The sequence below is a fragment of the Chryseobacterium sp. FW101-FHT12H09 genome (assembly GCF_058790395.1).
This window is the reverse complement of sequence record NZ_JBYTCP010000001.1, coordinates 892,749-909,646: the sequence shown is the minus strand read 5'-3', so window position 1 is coordinate 909,646 and position 16,898 is coordinate 892,749. Positions and strand designations below refer to the sequence as shown.

18 protein-coding genes and 1 pseudogene are annotated in these 16,898 nt (G+C 32.5%); 11 read left to right on the top strand and 8 right to left on the bottom strand.

Going from position 1 to position 16,898, the window contains the following annotated elements; translation table 11 throughout:
- Positions 1 to 4: 4 nt before the first annotated feature.
- Entirely contained in the window at positions 5 to 916 is a 912-nt protein-coding gene (locus AC3WRL_RS04135) for an ABC transporter ATP-binding protein (RefSeq protein WP_492329794.1), read from the bottom strand.
- A gap of 105 nt (positions 917 to 1,021) precedes the next feature.
- Positions 1,022 to 1,372 carry a T9SS type A sorting domain-containing protein gene (locus AC3WRL_RS04130; RefSeq protein ID WP_214832625.1) on the bottom strand — a complete coding sequence of 117 codons (351 nt, stop codon included), beginning with the start codon at positions 1,370 to 1,372 and terminating at the stop codon, positions 1,022 to 1,024.
- 119 nt (positions 1,373 to 1,491) lie between these two features.
- On the opposite strand from AC3WRL_RS04130, the gene hemB reads away from it, so the two are divergent.
- A complete protein-coding gene (gene hemB / locus AC3WRL_RS04125; RefSeq protein WP_492329793.1) occupies positions 1,492 to 2,481 on the top strand; it encodes a porphobilinogen synthase in 990 nt (329 codons plus the stop codon).
- A 49-nt stretch (positions 2,482 to 2,530) separates the two neighbouring features.
- Here the strand turns inward: hemB and AC3WRL_RS04120 are convergent, their stop codons facing one another.
- From AC3WRL_RS04120 to AC3WRL_RS04110, 3 genes are all read right to left on the bottom strand, one after another.
- On the bottom strand, positions 2,531 to 2,713 hold the full coding sequence (locus AC3WRL_RS04120; protein ID WP_214832623.1) for a bacteriocin: 183 nt from the start codon (positions 2,711 to 2,713) through the stop codon (positions 2,531 to 2,533).
- A 40-nt stretch (positions 2,714 to 2,753) separates the two neighbouring features.
- Positions 2,754 to 3,482: a hypothetical protein gene (locus AC3WRL_RS04115; RefSeq protein WP_214832622.1), complete on the bottom strand. Its 729-nt coding sequence runs from the start codon at positions 3,480 to 3,482 to the stop codon at positions 2,754 to 2,756.
- A gap of 71 nt (positions 3,483 to 3,553) precedes the next feature.
- Entirely contained in the window at positions 3,554 to 3,847 is a 294-nt protein-coding gene (locus AC3WRL_RS04110; protein ID WP_214832620.1) for a TM2 domain-containing protein, read from the bottom strand.
- Between the two features lie 104 nt (positions 3,848 to 3,951).
- Between AC3WRL_RS04110 and lptB the strand changes: the two are divergent.
- The 3 genes and pseudogenes from lptB to AC3WRL_RS04095 form a co-directional block, all read left to right on the top strand.
- Positions 3,952 to 4,677, top strand: a pseudogene (gene lptB / locus AC3WRL_RS04105) (LPS export ABC transporter ATP-binding protein); the annotation flags it as partial.
- 646 nt (positions 4,678 to 5,323) lie between these two features.
- On the top strand, positions 5,324 to 6,403 hold the full coding sequence (locus AC3WRL_RS04100; protein ID WP_492329792.1) for a baeRF3 domain-containing protein: 1,080 nt from the start codon (positions 5,324 to 5,326) through the stop codon (positions 6,401 to 6,403).
- Positions 6,404 to 6,585: 182 nt separating this feature from the next.
- A complete protein-coding gene (locus AC3WRL_RS04095) occupies positions 6,586 to 8,313 on the top strand; it encodes an ABC transporter ATP-binding protein (RefSeq protein ID WP_492329891.1) in 1,728 nt (575 codons plus the stop codon).
- A gap of 71 nt (positions 8,314 to 8,384) precedes the next feature.
- Here AC3WRL_RS04095 and AC3WRL_RS04090 read toward each other — a convergent pair whose 3' ends face one another.
- Positions 8,385 to 8,846: a carboxymuconolactone decarboxylase family protein gene (locus tag AC3WRL_RS04090; RefSeq protein ID WP_492329791.1), complete on the bottom strand. Its 462-nt coding sequence runs from the start codon at positions 8,844 to 8,846 to the stop codon at positions 8,385 to 8,387.
- A gap of 78 nt (positions 8,847 to 8,924) precedes the next feature.
- Complete coding sequence (locus AC3WRL_RS04085; RefSeq protein WP_214832612.1) at positions 8,925 to 9,494, bottom strand: Crp/Fnr family transcriptional regulator; 570 nt, start codon at positions 9,492 to 9,494, stop codon at positions 8,925 to 8,927.
- Between the two features lie 99 nt (positions 9,495 to 9,593).
- On the opposite strand from AC3WRL_RS04085, the gene AC3WRL_RS04080 reads away from it, so the two are divergent.
- On the top strand, positions 9,594 to 10,547 hold the full coding sequence (locus AC3WRL_RS04080) for a helix-turn-helix transcriptional regulator (protein WP_214832610.1): 954 nt from the start codon (positions 9,594 to 9,596) through the stop codon (positions 10,545 to 10,547).
- 16 nt (positions 10,548 to 10,563) lie between these two features.
- Positions 10,564 to 11,664, top strand: a complete 1,101-nt coding sequence (locus tag AC3WRL_RS04075) for a linear amide C-N hydrolase (RefSeq protein WP_261511174.1) — start codon at positions 10,564 to 10,566, stop codon at positions 11,662 to 11,664.
- Between the two features lie 87 nt (positions 11,665 to 11,751).
- Here AC3WRL_RS04075 and AC3WRL_RS04070 read toward each other — a convergent pair whose 3' ends face one another.
- On the bottom strand, positions 11,752 to 12,246 hold the full coding sequence (locus AC3WRL_RS04070) for a DinB family protein (protein ID WP_492329790.1): 495 nt from the start codon (positions 12,244 to 12,246) through the stop codon (positions 11,752 to 11,754).
- Positions 12,247 to 12,431: 185 nt separating this feature from the next.
- Between AC3WRL_RS04070 and AC3WRL_RS04065 the strand changes: the two genes are divergently transcribed.
- The 5 genes from AC3WRL_RS04065 to AC3WRL_RS04045 all read left to right on the top strand — a co-directional run bounded on the left by AC3WRL_RS04065 (position 12,432) and on the right by AC3WRL_RS04045 (position 16,853).
- A complete protein-coding gene (locus tag AC3WRL_RS04065; protein ID WP_214832604.1) occupies positions 12,432 to 13,016 on the top strand; it encodes a hypothetical protein in 585 nt (194 codons plus the stop codon).
- Positions 13,017 to 13,137: 121 nt separating this feature from the next.
- Positions 13,138 to 13,707, top strand: a complete 570-nt coding sequence (locus AC3WRL_RS04060) for a cob(I)yrinic acid a,c-diamide adenosyltransferase (protein WP_214832602.1) — start codon at positions 13,138 to 13,140, stop codon at positions 13,705 to 13,707.
- Entirely contained in the window at positions 13,697 to 14,344 is a 648-nt protein-coding gene (locus AC3WRL_RS04055) for a thiamine diphosphokinase (RefSeq protein WP_492329789.1), read from the top strand. The genes AC3WRL_RS04060 and AC3WRL_RS04055 overlap by 11 nt, the downstream gene beginning before the upstream one ends.
- Positions 14,345 to 14,455: 111 nt before the next feature.
- Complete coding sequence (locus AC3WRL_RS04050) at positions 14,456 to 15,331, top strand: tyrosine-protein phosphatase (protein ID WP_492329788.1); 876 nt, start codon at positions 14,456 to 14,458, stop codon at positions 15,329 to 15,331.
- 130 nt (positions 15,332 to 15,461) lie between these two features.
- On the top strand, positions 15,462 to 16,853 hold the full coding sequence (locus tag AC3WRL_RS04045) for a type III PLP-dependent enzyme domain-containing protein (RefSeq protein ID WP_261511178.1): 1,392 nt from the start codon (positions 15,462 to 15,464) through the stop codon (positions 16,851 to 16,853).
- Positions 16,854 to 16,898: the final 45 nt, after the last annotated feature.

Below are 16,898 nucleotides of genomic sequence, written 5' to 3'. Positions count from 1 at the left end.
AAAATTAAGAATGATTACCTACAGCGTTAATAAAAACTTCATTCATGCTGGGGATTCGTTCATCAAATGACCTGACTTTTCCAACATGTACTAAATCTAAAAGAATATTATTTTGATCACTCTCGTTTTTCAAATCAAAAGAAATCAGTTCATTCTCATTAGAAAAATTGAAAACCTCATATTTGTTTTTGAAATTTTCAAAATTAGATTCGCTGACTTCAGAAAGGGTGATTCCAAAAATATTTTTCTTAAATTTTTCCCTTACATCGAAAACCCTACCATCAAGAATTTTTTTAGAATTGTCAATAAGGGCTACATAATCACACATCTCCTCTACGCTTTCCATTCTGTGAGTAGAAAGTATGATAGTGGTTCCGTTATTTTTGAGATCGATAATCTGATCTTTGATAAGATTCGCATTTACGGGGTCAAATCCTGAAAAAGGTTCATCAAGAATTAAGAGATGAGGTCTATGAAGAACAGTAACTACAAATTGGATCTTCTGAGCCATTCCTTTTGAAAGCTCAGAGAGTTTTTTCTTCCACCACTGATCGATATTAAGTTTTTCAAACCATTTTTTAGCCTCACCCAATGCGTCGTTTTTACTCATTCCCTTCAATTCACCGAAGTAGAGGATCTGATCCCCAACACTCATATTTTTATACAGTCCCCTTTCTTCAGGCATGTAACCGATGTTTTTAATATGACTGGGATTTAGCTTTTCTCCGTTGATAAATATATCCCCGGAATCAGCTTGAGTAATTTGATTGATGATACGGATAAATGAAGTCTTTCCCGCTCCGTTAGGTCCTAGAAGACCATAAATACTCCCTTTTGGGACATGTATGCTAAAATCATCCAATGCTGTCTTTTTTCCTGCATTGTAGGTTTTAGTAATATGTTCAGCTTTTAGCATTAAATTGTTTTTTACAATTAGTATGAAAATCTCCCGAAAGTTACGGAATAATTAAGGGAGAACTAACGTAAAAGAAAAAATCCTGATGATTATCAGGATTTAATTTTATTGTTTTACTATTTGGGTAACCTTTTGTGTGTTGTCACTTAAAATGTAACGAATTAAATATTTGCCGGGTTTCAATTTTTCAATATTTATTTCTCCCGAATTCATATTAACGGTATAAGTTGCAACCTGTGTACCCAATATAGAGTAGAATGTAACACTTTTGACTCTTAAAGAAGAATCTTTTGCCTTTACGATGAGAAAATCCTTCGCGGGATTTGGATAGGCAATAAAAACTCCATCATCTGATTTTTGTGAGATGGAACCAGGCTCTCTAAGTTGAGCTTTAACATTGCTGGAAAATCCAACAAAAGTGCCTACGAAAAGAATTAAAAGTAAAAGTTTTTTCATCAAATTATAATTTCTCAAGTATTTAAAAACAAAAATATAAAAAATCTACCACTCCTCAATATATTTTTTCATATAACTTGTAGTAAATTTGCATAAACTTATTCAAAAAGTATTCCAAAATGATACATTCAAGAAATAGAAGGCTAAGAGTTAATGAATCAATGAGAAGTTTAGTAAGAGAAAATATACTTACAACTAATGATTTCGTAATGCCAATCTTCGTAATGGAGGGTGAAAACAAGGAAGAACCAATTGCATCAATGCCGGGAATTTTCAGGCGGAGTATAGATTTAACCGTGAAGGAATGTAAAGAATTATTTTCCCTTGGTGTAAAATCGGTCAATTTGTACATGAAGGTGTCTGATCATTTGAAAGATAATACAGGAAAAGAAGCATGGAATAAAGATGGCTTAATGCAAAATACCATCAAAGCGATCAAAGATGCACTTCCTGAAATGATTGTAATGCCTGATGTTGCCTTAGATCCGTATTCAATTTATGGACATGACGGTATTATTGAAAATGGAAAGATTGTAAATGATGCCACCGTTGATGCATTAGCCAGAATGTCTGTATCTCATGCAGAAGCAGGAGCTGACATTGTTGCCCCTAGTGATATGATGGATGGCAGAGTATTGGGTATTCGTGAAGCTTTAGAGGACAACGGGTTTACAGATGTGGGGATTTTAAGTTATTCTGCAAAATATGCAAGTTCTTTCTATGGACCTTTTAGAAGTGCTTTGGATAGTGCTCCAAAAGATAATATGGAAATTCCAAAGGATAAGAAAACATATCAAATGGATTTCCACAATTCCCGCGAAGTCTTAAATGAAGTATTCAAAGATATTGATGAGGGAGCGGATATTATTATGATCAAACCGGGGCTTCCTTATCTGGATATTGTTTCTAAAGTTCGTGAAGCTATAGATCTTCCGATCGCCGTTTATAATGTAAGTGGAGAGTATGCAATGGTAAAGGCAGCTGCTCAAAATGGCTGGCTGGATAATGATAAAACAATTATAGAAAGCTTAACCTGCTTTAAAAGAGCTGGAGCAGATATGATCTTTACCTATTTTGCGAAGGAAGCAGCCATACTTTTAAATAAATAGTAATTACTTCATATAAATAAAAAACACTTCAAATCGAAGTGTTTTTTGTTTATCCAAAACATGCGTTGTAATGGGGCTTACCCGGAACAATAGGGTCTCTGCCTCCATCATCAAAAACGCAAATGTTTGAAGGGCATAAATACCAACCTGGCTGACAGTTACCATTAGCGTCAGGAAATCTGATGTTTCCACCATTGATATTTTTTAAGTCCTTTTTTGTTAATTTTTTCATGATAATATTTATTTAGATAATCTAATATAATAAAAATTTATCACATGATGTTGAAATCTTTTCCTTTAGTAAATTTTGCGGCAAAAGGAGCTTGATTACCTGAATATTTTAGAACAAAATGTTTCTTGGTATCTGTATCTAATTTTGCATCAACCTCTACGTCCTGAGTCTGAAAGCTTACATCTAAAGCAACTGAAGATTCTTTTTCCAGATAAATTTCTACACTCTCAGCATAAAATAAAGAAGTACTCAAATAATTAAACTTAATATTTTTTCTATACGTTTTGGTTTTATCCTGAGTGAAAGCAGAGTAATTTTTTAAAATCTCAATTCCTGGGGAATCAATGTTAGTGATTCTAGATTTTGTTACCCCATTTACTCTTACAGAAAAGCTCTTGGCATTTTTGATCTCTCCATTCACTCCAATATTAAATAAGGATGGCAAAGAAAGCCCATATTCAATCATACTCTCTTTTGTAAATTCGAAGTCGGGAATTAAAGCCGGATGTTTAGGGGTATTAATCAATTGATTTTTGACCGTATTTAAGCTCTCACCAGAAAATAAATATCCAATAAGATTATTACCAGTCGTTCTCCAATTTCTACCATTCCATTCGAAAATTTCACAAAGCAAAGTATCGGTGGACGAATGGGGAAGCAGATCCATATCCTGCCATTTGAAAACTTCTTTAGCATAGGGTCTTCGGTCAACAAGATTGATTCCTAAATCTAGTGCAAGCAGTTCTGTTAGTTCTTTATTATTTTCCATAAAAAATTAATTGTTGATTGGTCCTATAAATTTATCAAATAAAATCGAAAGCTATCGAGTTTATAAGCATGTTATAACCAACCTTTTTTACCATAAACATAAGTGTCATCAAATTGTTTATCACTCATAAACAAATATAAAATACCTTCAATGAAAGGAATAATAGAAGCTGCACCTAAAGTGACAATATTTAAAACAATTTGGATAATTCCTTCTTTGGTATAACCCAGGTAAAATTTATTTAAGGCCAACCATCCAACAAGTATCCCTAACAATGCTGCAGGAATTTTCTTTTCTGAACGATACGTTGCAGTCGCTTGTTGATTTTGCTCATTTTCTGTTTTTGTATAACCGTAATTTTCCATTTTAATAATTTTTATGATAAAGTGAATTGTTTTTAACATAAGTCGAGGAAAAATATGAGTAGTTACAAAATCATAACTTAAAACAAATTTATATCTTTGCGACTATGATTTTACGAGGAGAAAACTTAATCAAGGAATACGGTCCTAAAAAAGTTGTAAAAGGAGTTTCTGTACAAGTTCAACAGGGAGAAATTGTTGGCTTACTAGGTCCCAATGGGGCAGGTAAGACGACTTCATTTTATATGATCGTAGGATTGGTTAAGCCTACTTCCGGAAGGATTTTTCTCGATAAACAGGAGATAACCACTGACGCGATGTATCGTAGAGCTCAAAAAGGAATTGGGTATCTTGCTCAGGAAGCATCTGTTTTCAGGAAGCTTTCAGTAGAAGAAAACATTATGGGAGTTTTGCAGCTGACTAAACTTTCGAAACGTGAGCAGCAAATAAAATGTGATGAACTGGTTGAAGAATTTTCATTGCAGCATGTTCGTAAAAACAGAGGGGATCTTCTTTCCGGAGGTGAAAGACGTAGAACAGAAATTGCAAGATGCTTAGCAACAAGTCCTAATTTCATTCTTCTTGATGAACCTTTTGCGGGTGTTGACCCTATTGCTGTAGAAGATATACAAAAGATTGTAAGAAGTCTTGTTGATAAAAATATCGGAATTTTGATTACCGATCATAACGTTCAACAGACACTTGCCATTACAAACAAAACCTATATTATGTTTGAAGGGAGAATCTTAAAAGAAGGCCTTCCTGAAGATTTAGCTAATGATCCACAGGTAAGAGAAGCTTATCTTGGAGAGAATTTTGTTTATCAGAGTATTTTGGACAAACCTAAAAAGAAAAAATACGCATACAATATCTGGGCTGGAAATTTTGATTCAAAAACTCAGTTTCAAAGTTTTGTAGATAATAAATTCTCTCAATTTGATGATTTGAGATTAATGTATGGTTTTGAAGATATAAGTTTTGCATCATTAGCAAATTCTGAGATTGAACATATCTTTAATGATGTAGTTGATAAAAATGCTAATAACTCTTTTGTGTTCCAAAGAAAAGAAATTACATCTCAGTATTCTTTAGAAGATGCAGGTGCTGAAGCAAAAGAAGCAAGCAAATCAGAACTTCATTATCTTACAACATATCTTTTCGAGGGATAAAAGCAGATTTTATTTTGACTCTATAAATACAGTGGACTTTTTAGTTGCTGTCGAAGTACGTTCAATATTTAGCAGATAAAAGCCTGGATTTTATTTTGCCATGCAAATTTGTTTATTTTAATATATATTATTTCGCATTGTTTTGAGTAATTGCGAAATATTTTCAATACAAAATTTTATTATCATTTATGTTTTTCTTATTTTCATTAAAAGTGATATTTTGATGAACTAAAGGTCTGGTTATTGTATTTAATTATGTGAAATTGATAAAACAGATTGTCTGACTTTATTAATAATTAAAAACGCATATATGTCATTACAAGAAAAATTACAAAAACTCGCCAATGAAAGAAATGAACCATGTGTAAGCATTTCATTAAGCACACACAGAACATTTCCTGAAAACCAACAAGATGAGATCATTTTAAAAAATTTGGTAAAAGAAGCGGAAAATCGGGTTATTGATGAATATGGAAAAAGACCTGCTGCAGGAGTTTTAGAAAAACTGGAAAAGATTGCAGATAAAGTTGATCACCAATATAATCTTGATAGTTTACATATCTTCTTATCCAAGGATACGGAAGAAATTATAAAATCTACATGGACATCAAGAGGCAATGTTGCTGAGATAGATGAGAAATTTGCAGTGAGACCCCTTATTAAGGCAGCAGTACGAGCCCAGGAATACCTCATCTTATTATTAACACAGAATGGAACAAAATTATATGAAGCGTTAAATGACTCTATTATAAACGAAATTCGTGAAGAAGGATTTCCATTTCCACAGAACCCTTTTTATATCACCCATTCAGATGTAAGAAGTGACTCAAAACAGGTCGATAATCAGATAAAAGAATATTTTAACAGGGTTGATAAATCGATTGTTGAAATTAGCAAAAAATCAAATCTGAATGTTATTGTAGTCAGTACAGCGGATAATTATAGTAAACTTCTTGAAGTTGCAGATATCCCCAAGATATACATAGGCCACGATAATAAAAGTTATGTTTCTGCGGAAGAGCATCATATTGTCGAACAAGCTTATGAAATTATTAAAGCTCGACAAAAGGAAAGTCGTACACTAGCAATAGAAGAAATTAAAGAAGCTGTTCCACAGGGAACTGTTCTTACAGATCTACAGGAAATTTATCAGGCTGCATTAGATGGGAGGGGAGATTTACTGATCGTTCATCAGGATTATGAACAACCAGTAAAAATGGTAGATGATCGGACATTTGAATATGTAGATGATTCTAAAGAGCAGGGTGTAGTTGATGATATTGTATCCATAATTGCATGGGAAGTATTTTCTAAAAAAGGAAGAGTGCACTTCACCCAACAGGATGGGCTTTTGGATCTTGGAAAGATTGTATTAAAAACGAGATATTAAAAACAAATTTTCGTTAAGAAAGAAGATGAGCTGGCATAATACCAGCTTTTTTTATGTATTATTTTAAAAAAGCTTTAATTTTACTAAAGATCTTTATATCAATGGCGAAACCTTTTAATAGAACAATTACTTTATTCGGAATATATAAACAACTCATTCCGTTTATCAGACCTTATCGTTTGATGATCTATGGAACACTGTTTCTTACTTTTTTAGGAGCATTAGCTGCACAAGTCAATCCTTTGGTATTAAAATATACAGTGGATGAGGTAACCACTCTTACACATCTTCAACATCCTATGTCTGAAGGTATTCATGTTCTGGTAGTGATCTCCATCATTTTACTGGGAAAAGAATTATTAAATATCTTTATCAACTTCGGCCAGAAATTTTACGGTGAGAAAATTAGAATTAATGTAAGCTCTGTCCTGGCACAATCAGCAATTGATAAAATATTGACATACAGAGTTGCTTATTTTAATGATGAAAACCATGAATCAGGGAAACTTCAAATAAGAATAGATCGGGGAATAGAAAGTTTAACAAAGCTTGTTCAGAATTTTTTTATTGATATTTTACCTCTATTCTCGAATGCTATTATTGCACTGATTATTATGTATATGCAAAATGTTTATGTAGGAATGGTTTCCACCATTATTGTTCCTATTTACTTTTACATCAGTTCTCTTCAGGCCGGTAAATTAGGAGGAGTTCGTCGTCAATTGAGAAATCAGCGGGAGCAGAAAACTTCAGGACTTTTAAATCTGATCAATTCGATTATGGTGATTAAGAGTTTTGTACGTGAAAAGTTTGAAGGTAAAAAGCAATATGACCTGCAGATGCAATTAATGGAAAGTCAGATGTTCACAAGGAAAACCAATTTTATTTATGATGGATTGAAGACCTTTATAGAGCAGTTTGGAGTTGTTCTTATTATTTTATTGACCGTTTATCTTGTATTGGATCAGCAGATGACCATTGGTGCTATCATGCTTCATATTATGCTTTTCAATAATGTCTCGTCCCCCATTCGCCAGCTTCATCGTATTTATGATGATATGAATGATGCGATGATCTATGCTGAAGGCTATTTTGATATTCTGAATGCGGATGACGAAAAAGAACAAAACGGAACATTTGTGGAAAAAGAAATTAAAGGAACATTCGAACTTAAAAATGTAGATTTTGCCTATCCTAATGGAACTAAAGCTTTACACGATGTTTCCATGAAAATTGAAAATGGTAAAACAACAGCTTTAGTAGGATTGAGTGGTGCCGGGAAATCCACAATAATTAATCTTTTATGTAAGTTTTATCCACCCAGTTCTGGAGAAATTTTATTGGATGGTGTTAATTTGAATGATTTTGATAATACTTTTTTAAGAAATGATATAGGTTTGGTACTTCAGAGAAACCATATTTTTCAGGGAAGTATTGAAGACAATATCCGTTATGGAAATATGAATGCCGGTTTTGATGATATTCAGGCGGCTGCAAAAAAAGCTTATCTGCATGACCAGATCCTTGATCTACCGGAACAATACCGTCATGATGCAACTCAGCTTTCAGGAGGGCAACAGCAAAGAATTGCTATTGCAAGATTATTTTTAAAAAACCCACCTATTATATTTCTCGACGAGCCTACAGCAAGTTTAGATGCTATTGCAACAGAGCAAATAAAAAATTCTTTGGATGCTATTAAAGAGGGAAGAACAGTAATTATTATTTCGCATTCTTTATCTCAGATCTTAGATTCAGATAAGATTTATGTGATGAAAAAAGGAAGGGTAGTTGAAAGTGGAACTCATAGTGAGCTGGTGCAAATGAATGGTACTTATCGGGAGATCTTTGATGCTTCTGCAAGAAGCTTAAATCTTGATAAACTAATAAATACTTTTAAAGAAAACTAGATTGATCTAGGAAAAAAACGAGCTCAATGAAAAAGAAATGATTGAGCTTGTTTTTGATGATAGAATTTGATTTATTTTTTTTCCGGAACCTGATACGTACCAACTTCCGCTCCAAAAGCTATATTTACTCTGTTATAACTGTTAATTGCAATAATAGCCATGGTAAGATCCACCATTTCGGTTTCTGAAAAATGTTGACTTACTTCTGAATATATTTCATTAGATATCTCTTTCCCATTTAGAATAGTAAGGCTTTCTGCCCATAGTAATGCTACTTTTTCTTTTTCAGTGTAGAAAGAACATTCTCTCCATGCACTTACCAAGAAAATTCTTTGTTCGGTTTCTCCTTTTGCTCTGAGTTGTTTCGAGTGCATATCCAGGCAAAAAGCACAGCCGTTCATCTGTGAAACACGGAAGTATAAAAGCTCGAGAAAAGCATTATCAATTGATGAGTTTTCTACATGGTATCCCATCGTGTGAAGTGCATTTACAGCTTTGTTTCCCATAGCGAATGCGTTGATTCTTTGTGACATAATTTTAATTTTTATTGATTAATTATGTGACAAATGTAGATCGGTTTTATTTCAGATTTTTTTACAAATGATAAAAAATCATTTTTGCGCCCGGATTCTGCTTAACGATACCTGAGTGATTCCAATATAATCTGCAAGATCTCCCAGACTGATCCTTTGGATAAGTTCCGGCTTTTGTTTTAAAAAATTGTGATAACGCTTTTTACCATCATCTTCCAACATTTCACTTATCCTTCCCATCATATTAACAGGAGCCTTTGAATACAGTTTGCTGAAAAGTGTTTCAGCAGAATGATACTTTTTACATAGATCATCCACTACATTTTTTCGAATAGAATATACCTCAACAGGTTCCAGAGCAACAAACATATATTTTGAAGGTTTGCCTGTAAGAAATCCACTGAGTTCTGTGAAAAAAGAATTTTCAGAAAAGAATGTCATTATAAAGTCTTTATCCCCATTATCAAAGAATAATTTTACCAGTCCTTTTTCTAAAAAATAAAAATGTTTGCAGGTTTCATCAGATTTTAATAAAAAATCACCTTTTCTGTAATTTTTTAATTCTAAATTTGAAATCAGTTCATCAATGACAGCCCGTTCGGGATTAGAAATTTTTTCAATAGTCTGGATGAAATTAGTGTAACTCATTATTATTAAAGTGTGGTTCTTGAATATCTAAATATAAATAAAATTCTTGTTTTATAGTATTTAAAATTCTCGCACAAAAGTTTAGATTGATCAGATAAAATGAATGACCATTATCTCAAAAAGCTCGATAGAGTAACAGCAATTCTTACCCAATTACAATCCAAGCCCTTGGTAAGAGCTCAAGATTTAGCGGAAAAATTTGAGGTAAGCATAAGGACGATTTATAGAGATGTTAAAACGCTTGAAAATGCTGGAATTCCAATTTTAGGAGAGGCAGGAAGTGGATATTCTTTAATGGATGGCTACAAACTTCCACCCGTGATGTTTACTAAGGAAGAGGTTTTAAGTTTTATTACCGCCGAAAAACTAATGCAAAAATATTCACATCAGAGTTTGGGCTCGCACTATCAGACGGCCATGGAAAAGGTACGTTCGGTTTTGAAGAATTCAGATAAAAACTTAATTAAAAATATTGAAAAGCAGATTGATATTTTTAATTACCACGCTCCAACTATAGAAACGATCAAAAATATAATTCCTACTATTCTTGAAAGTATTGCAGAAAAAACTCAACTATCAATAGAATACAAAAGTATTGATTCAAAGGTTTCTAATAGAGTTATAGAGGCGGTTGGTGTATTTCTGGAATTTAATTACTGGTACATTATGGCTTTTTGTACTTTAAGAAAAGATTTTAGGCAATTTAGAGTTGATCGTATTCTGCAGGTTGCTAAAACCAGTAATCCTTTTTCACAAGAATATGGAGGTATTAATGATTACCGAAGAAATTCGAAAAACGAGGTAACTGTAGTGAAATTACTGGTAGAGAAGAAAATAATGAATCATCTTGCCAATTCTAAAAAATATTATGGATTAACAGAAGAGGTAGAAACTGAGGAAGGCATGTTATTGACTTTTGAAACCGAATGGATCAATGATGGTTTTCCACGCTGGCTAATTACATTTGCAGATTACGCTGTAATTTTAGAGCCTGAAATGCTCAAAGTGAGGCTTAAAAATTTGATTACAGATATTTCTGAAAAATATAAATAACTTTAAACTAAAGATTATGAAATTTTTATTTTCACGCTGCTTGCTTCTGTTGGCAGTTACATATTATACTCTGGCTTCGGCCTGTTCAGCATTTTTATTAAAAGGAAACGACTATTGTGTAGTAGGATTCAATGAAAATTGGAAAACAATGCCAGGAATGATCGTTGTAAACAAACGAGGTGTTACGAAAAGGAATATAAGTTGGGAAAACCTTACAACGAATCATTTGACCGGATCTAAAGAATGGAATTCCCAATATGGTTCTGTTACCTTTAATCTCCTTGGATATGATTTTCCTTGTTATGGCGTAAATGAAAAGGGACTTTTTTTAGTTGAGCTTTCTTTGGAGGAAACAACAAAGGTATTTAATCCGACACAACCCAACATGTTTTGGGCACAGTGGATACAATATCAACTGGATAATTATAAATCTGTCCAGGAAGTTGTAGATCATTTAAATAGTGGCCCCAATATAGACTGGTGGCCTAGTGCAGGAGGTAGCCATTTTTTTCTTAGTGATGCTAAAGGAAATACAGCAACAATCGCATTGCTGAATGGGAAATACAAAGTAATTGCAGGTAAAGATATGCCTATGCCACTTTTATGCAATAACCAGTATAAAAAAGATTTTGATAATATTCAAAGGTTTGATTTCTTAGGTGGAAAGGAAAAGTTCGACATTAATCAACAGAGCAAATGGGAAGATCGCTATAACAAAGCCTACTATATGCTGAATAATTATAAGTATGATAAAAAGCCTGTAGATTATGCCTGGAATATTCTCAATTCCGTATATGCGGGAGAATGGCAAACTGTAATTGATGTGAAAAATATGAATCTTTATTTCCGGTCAGATCTGAAAAAGGAAATTAAAACTATTGATATCACAAAGCTTGATTTCTCAAAACAGGCTTCAGTTAAATTTTTGGATATTCATACAGATAAACTTGGGAAAGTAAATGACGATTTCCAGACACTTACTTTGCAGATAAATAATGAATATGTAGAAAAAGGTTTTCCAATTGGTTATGACAATAAAGAGTTTGGAACTTCCGACACCTTTACTAAGCTTAAAGAAAATATTGTAAGTTTCTTTAAAAATATCCTACCTGGTTAAACAAAATTACAAAAGCTTTCAGAAATATTCTGAAAGCTTTTGCGTTGGCTTAATTTAATAATTTGATGAGAAGTTTTATAAAAAGAATTAAAATCTCTCCCAGAAGAAAGGAGGTTCAATTCCTAAAGATCTTAAATAAACATATCCTTGTCCACGGTGGTGAATTTCATTATCTATGAAATAAAGAATATTTTGAAAAACCGGAAATTCATACTGACCGAATAGATTGAAAGTCTCTTGAAAACGTTGTTCAGAAATTTGATTGAAATAATGATTGATCACTTCAGTTTCTTCGTCCCATTTTTTTAGTATTTCCTCTTTAGTTTTAGGATTAAAGCCTTCTTCATTATAAGCTTCCATATTTTTTTCGTTGATTCCCTTTAAAGCTGGTCCTGCGATGCTTATTAGCTCTACTGCTAGTTTTGCAAAAGGTCTCATTCCTGCAACAGAAAATTCAAATAATTCTTTTTCAGGAAAAGCTTCGATCACTCTTCTTGTCAGATTTCTATGCCCTTGCCAATGTTCTAATAACTGTTCAGTAGTCATGAACTGTTTTGTAGCTGTAGCTGTGGTAGTTGTCATAATATTTTTGTTTTAGTTTGTTATTGTTGATACAAAGATAAGAGCAGGTTATGACAACAGTTTGTCAGTAGGATTTTATAGATTAAAAAAAATATTTATTTTTAATTTCAAAATATCATTCAGATTTTTCCGTTTAGAAAAAAGAAGTATTGCTAAAGCGGATAATTATTTATAATTTCAAAGAAATGAAGAAGTTAATTTTAGCTGTTACAAGTGCTTTGTCGCTATTAGCTTGTAATAAAATCAGCGAAAAAATAGATCAGACTGTTCAGGAAACCACTGAAACAGTAAAACAGAAAACCCAGGCCGCTGTAGAAGAAAGAGTAAAAAAAACGGTGAACGAATCTATAAAATCGCTTACCAATTCCGAAGATGTTCAGTTTAATCAGGTCTTTCCTCATTCAGGAAAAGGATTTATATCTGCAGAAAGTGGAAAGAAGTTTGTATTTCCAAATGGAACAAAAGGCTACATTTTTAAGTATAAGGCAGATAAGGCAGACTTAATTCCGTTTTTGGAAAGTCAACCCTCTACTGATGAATCGCGTTCTGATAAAAAAGCCCGAAAAGTAGATGGGCAGAATATTGTAGATAAAATAAGTTTTATAGAAAAATTCCTTCCTGAGAATACGATTGATAAAGGCATTTTAGATGATATAAAGAATGATGAAGGTATTGAATATTATAAATTAAAACGATTTCCTAATAGCAGTACAATCATTTATAATTCTAAAAATAAGACAGTGTTGCAATATGTAGAGGTAGATAAATAATTTGAAGATGACTGGTTTTAACCAGTCATTTTTTTTATAGTAATACTGGAAAGTAATAATATCCATAAAAACAGGACTTGAAAGTATTGTAGAGATAATTTTAAAAAAGTAATTTAGTACTATGAAAATTTACACGAAAACAGGAGATAAAGGACAGACTGCTCTTTATGGTGGAACGAGAGTTTCTAAAGCCAGTGCTAGAGTAGAAAGTTATGGAAATATAGATGAGCTGAACTCTTTTATTGGCATTGCAAAAAGCCATATTGAAGATGCTGAAGTTTTACAACAATTAAAAAAAATTCAGTTTGATCTGTTTACTGTAGGTTCTGAAGCAGCAACACCTACTGATAAATTGATGCTTGCTAATGGGAAATCCCGTCTTCCACTAATTATTTCGGAATCTGAAATTGAAGAATTGGAACAATGGATGGATAATTTTGAAACGAAGCTTGAACCTCTTCAATATTTTATATTACCGGGTGGAGGTAAGTCAGCTACATTTTTACATGCTGCAAGAACTATTTGCAGGAGAGCAGAACGATCTCTGGTTTTCTTAAATGAAGCAGAAGAAGTCCGTCCTGAACTTATTAAATACCTTAACCGACTTTCAGATTACCTTTTTGTTTTGGCACGTTACGTTTCGAAATTAAATAACGAACCGGAAGAATACTGGAATCCTAATGAAAGATAAAGCACTACTTTTTATTAACGGAGAACCTCCAAAATCTTTTCCAACTTTAAATGATTACGATTTAATTGCTTGTACCGATGGTGCTTTTCATTATCTGAAACAAGGAAATTTTCCTTTGGATCAATTGGATTTTATTTCCGGTGATTTTGATTCTCACACGGGATCTGATGAAAATGTGTATCAGGAAAAATTCATTCTTACTTTAGATCAGGATAAAACGGATTTTCATAAAGCTTTAGAAATTATCCTGGAAAGGGGATTTCATTCTGTAGATGTTTTAGGGGTTAGTGGTGGTGAACAGGATCATTTCTTAGGAAATCTAACGGTAGCATATGCATTTAAAGATCAATTGAATATCAAATTTTATGATGAATTCTCAGTGTATTATTTTATTTCTAAAAATTTTAAATTGAATGGAGTGAAAAATAAAATGATCTCACTTTATCCATTCCCTTCAGTAGAAAATATAACAACAAAAGGATTAAATTGGCCTTTAACAAACGGAAGCTTAAGTATTACCTCAAGAATTGGAACCCGGAATTTTGCAATTGAAGATGAAGTTTCAGTTGAATATGAATTAGGAGATCTTCTGTTTTTTGTAGGGCGTGATGGAATAAAATACCCTGAGATCTATTAAAATAATTTTTACCATCATATCCCAAAAACTTTATAAAATATAACTGTATTCAGCAGTCTCTAAAAACTTTTGTACCTTTTGTGGTCAAATCATGTTTCTAAGATCTAAATTTTGAAAAAATTATTTAAAATATCGCTTCTAATTATTATTCTACACTGTGTTTTTTCCTGTAAAACACAAAATTTTACTTCACCTGAATATGGTAAAAATGAAGGAGCCGAAAACATCGAAATAAAAAAAGTATACAATTTCAGAACACTGGAAAATATTAAAAATTCTGAAGGAAAAACGTTAAAGGAAGGTCGGTTTTATAGAAGTGGTCATCTTAATAAGCTTAAAAAAAAATCCTTTGATAGTCTTAGAATGTTAGGAATCAAGGAAGTTATTGATCTTAGAAATGAAAAAGAAATCACGTCGAAACCTGATCAGCTTCCTGAAAATCTTATTTATAAAAAATATTCGGCCTTTGAAGATCAGGGAGATCAGCTATCGCAAGCTAGAAAATTAGTTTTAAAGGGAAAAGTAAGTGCTGAAGATGCTGATAAAAGGATGATCGATTTTTATCGTGAGTACGTAACTGAAAATCCTGAGGTCATAAAAAAGATCATTACAGAAATTTTAGATGGAGATCAACCTGTTTTGTATCACTGTACGGCTGGAAAAGATAGAACGGGAATTATTACGGCTTTAATTCTTACGATATTAAAGTTTAACAAAGCAACCATTTATAATGATTATCTATTATCTAATAATTTCAGGAAGGAGATGATCATAAAGAGACTTCGACTTGCAAACAATCTACACTTTTTATATCCAAAAATGGATTTAAAAGTATTGGAAAAATTGAGCTGGGTTGAAAAAGATTATCTGGATGCAGCATTTAATGAAATTGATAATAAATATGGCTCAATAGATGTTTATATTCATAAGGTGTTGGGTATTTCTGAGGATAAAAGAGAATCTTATCTTAAGAAGTTTACGTATTAATAAATCTTAAAAATGTAATTATTGTTTTAGATGCAGGTCTTTAGGGGAACTGACGAAAATTATAATAATTTTAACACCAAAAAATCAAACTTTTTTAGCAATTTTGCATTCTTAATTCACTTGTTAAAAAATGAAAATAAAATACTCGGAACTTATTGATCAGACATTATATTTTCCAACGGAAGAATTTAATGTTTCTGAGAACAATTTGTTGTTTCACGATATTCCTTTAATGGAAGTTGTTGAAAAGTTTGGAACACCTTTAAAGGTTAGTTACCTCCCGAAGATTTCTCAAAATATTCAAAAAGCAAAAGGCTGGTTCAAAGAGGCTTTTGAGAAAATCGAATATAAGAAAAATTACCGATACTGTTATTGTACGAAATCCAGTCATTTTAATTTTGTTATTGAAGAAGCGCTGAAGAATGATATTTCAATTGAAACGTCTTCGGCTTATGATATGGACATTGTAAGATCTCTTTACAAAAAAGGAAAAGTAGATAAGAGTATTGAAGTGATCTGTAACGGATTCAAAACAGATGATTATCTGGCGAAGATCTCCGATATGATCAATAGTGGTTTTGAAAATATTACACCTATTCTTGATAATTACAGAGAGCTTGATAAGCTTACAGAAAGTATTGACAGTACTTTTGATATTGGAATCAGAATAGCCTCGGAAGAAGAACCTAAATTCGAATTTTATACCTCAAGATTAGGTATTGGATATAAAGATATTATTCCATATTACAGTCAGAAAATTGCTGAACATCCAAATGCTAGATTGAAGATGCTTCACTTCTTCATTAATACGGGGATTAAAGACACTGCTTATTATTGGAACGAATTATATAAATGTCTTCGCGTTTATGCACGTTTGAAAAAAATTGCTCCAGAAGTTGATTCATTGAACATTGGTGGTGGTTTTCCAATTAAAACTTCTTTAAACTTCGATTATGACTATCAGTATATGGTTGAAGAAATCGTTTCGCAGATCAAAAAATTCTGTGAAGAAGAAGGAGTAGAGGAACCGAATATCTATACTGAATTTGGAAGTTTCACAGTTGGAGAAAGTGGTGCTAACCTGTATAAGATTATTTCTCAAAAACGTCAGAATGACAGAGAGAAGTGGAATATGATCGATTCATCATTTATGACCACACTTCCTGATACGTGGGCGATTTCAAGACACTTCATTATGCTTCCGTTAAATCGTTGGGAAGATACTTATGAAAGAGTTTTCCTAGGTGGTCTAACATGTGATTCAGATGATTATTATAATTCTGAACAGCATACCAATGCAATCTATTTGCCTGTTTTTAGTGATACAAAACCACTGTATATCGGTTTCTTCCATACAGGAGCTTATCAGGAAACAATTGGTGGCTATGGTGGGGTACATCACTGTTTAATGCCTCAGCCAAGACATATCCTGATCCAGAAAGACGAAAACGGGGAGTTTCAATATGAGATATTCCGTGAAAGACAGGAACCTGAAGATGTTCTTAAACTTCTGGGTTACTAGCATAAAAAATAATTAGTCCTTTTTTAATGACTAACCAATATAAAA

Bases quoted from the DNA above. Each gene is read 5' to 3' on its own strand.
- AC3WRL_RS04080 (WP_214832610.1), top strand. From the start codon at position 9,594: ATGAATGACCATTATCTCAAAAAGCTCGATAGAGTAACAGCAATTCTT.
- AC3WRL_RS04110 (WP_214832620.1), bottom strand. From the start codon at position 3,847: ATGGAAAATTACGGTTATACAAAAACAGAAAATGAGCAAAATCAACAA.
- AC3WRL_RS04100 (WP_492329792.1), top strand. From the start codon at position 5,324: ATGTCATTACAAGAAAAATTACAAAAACTCGCCAATGAAAGAAATGAA.
- AC3WRL_RS04130 (WP_214832625.1), bottom strand. From the start codon at position 1,372: ATGAAAAAACTTTTACTTTTAATTCTTTTCGTAGGCACTTTTGTTGGA.
- AC3WRL_RS04070 (WP_492329790.1), bottom strand. From the start codon at position 12,246: ATGACAACTACCACAGCTACAGCTACAAAACAGTTCATGACTACTGAA.
- AC3WRL_RS04135 (WP_492329794.1), bottom strand. From the start codon at position 916: ATGCTAAAAGCTGAACATATTACTAAAACCTACAATGCAGGAAAAAAG.
- AC3WRL_RS04090 (WP_492329791.1), bottom strand. From the start codon at position 8,846: ATGTCACAAAGAATCAACGCATTCGCTATGGGAAACAAAGCTGTAAAT.
- AC3WRL_RS04120 (WP_214832623.1), bottom strand. From the start codon at position 2,713: ATGAAAAAATTAACAAAAAAGGACTTAAAAAATATCAATGGTGGAAAC.
- hemB (WP_492329793.1), top strand. From the start codon at position 1,492: ATGATACATTCAAGAAATAGAAGGCTAAGAGTTAATGAATCAATGAGA.
- AC3WRL_RS04045 (WP_261511178.1), top strand. From the start codon at position 15,462: ATGAAAATAAAATACTCGGAACTTATTGATCAGACATTATATTTTCCA.
- AC3WRL_RS04060 (WP_214832602.1), top strand. From the start codon at position 13,138: ATGAAAATTTACACGAAAACAGGAGATAAAGGACAGACTGCTCTTTAT.
- AC3WRL_RS04075 (WP_261511174.1), top strand. From the start codon at position 10,564: ATGAAATTTTTATTTTCACGCTGCTTGCTTCTGTTGGCAGTTACATAT.
- AC3WRL_RS04055 (WP_492329789.1), top strand. From the start codon at position 13,697: ATGAAAGATAAAGCACTACTTTTTATTAACGGAGAACCTCCAAAATCT.
- AC3WRL_RS04065 (WP_214832604.1), top strand. From the start codon at position 12,432: ATGAAGAAGTTAATTTTAGCTGTTACAAGTGCTTTGTCGCTATTAGCT.
- AC3WRL_RS04095 (WP_492329891.1), top strand. From the start codon at position 6,586: ATGATCTATGGAACACTGTTTCTTACTTTTTTAGGAGCATTAGCTGCA.
- AC3WRL_RS04085 (WP_214832612.1), bottom strand. From the start codon at position 9,494: ATGAGTTACACTAATTTCATCCAGACTATTGAAAAAATTTCTAATCCC.
- AC3WRL_RS04115 (WP_214832622.1), bottom strand. From the start codon at position 3,482: ATGGAAAATAATAAAGAACTAACAGAACTGCTTGCACTAGATTTAGGA.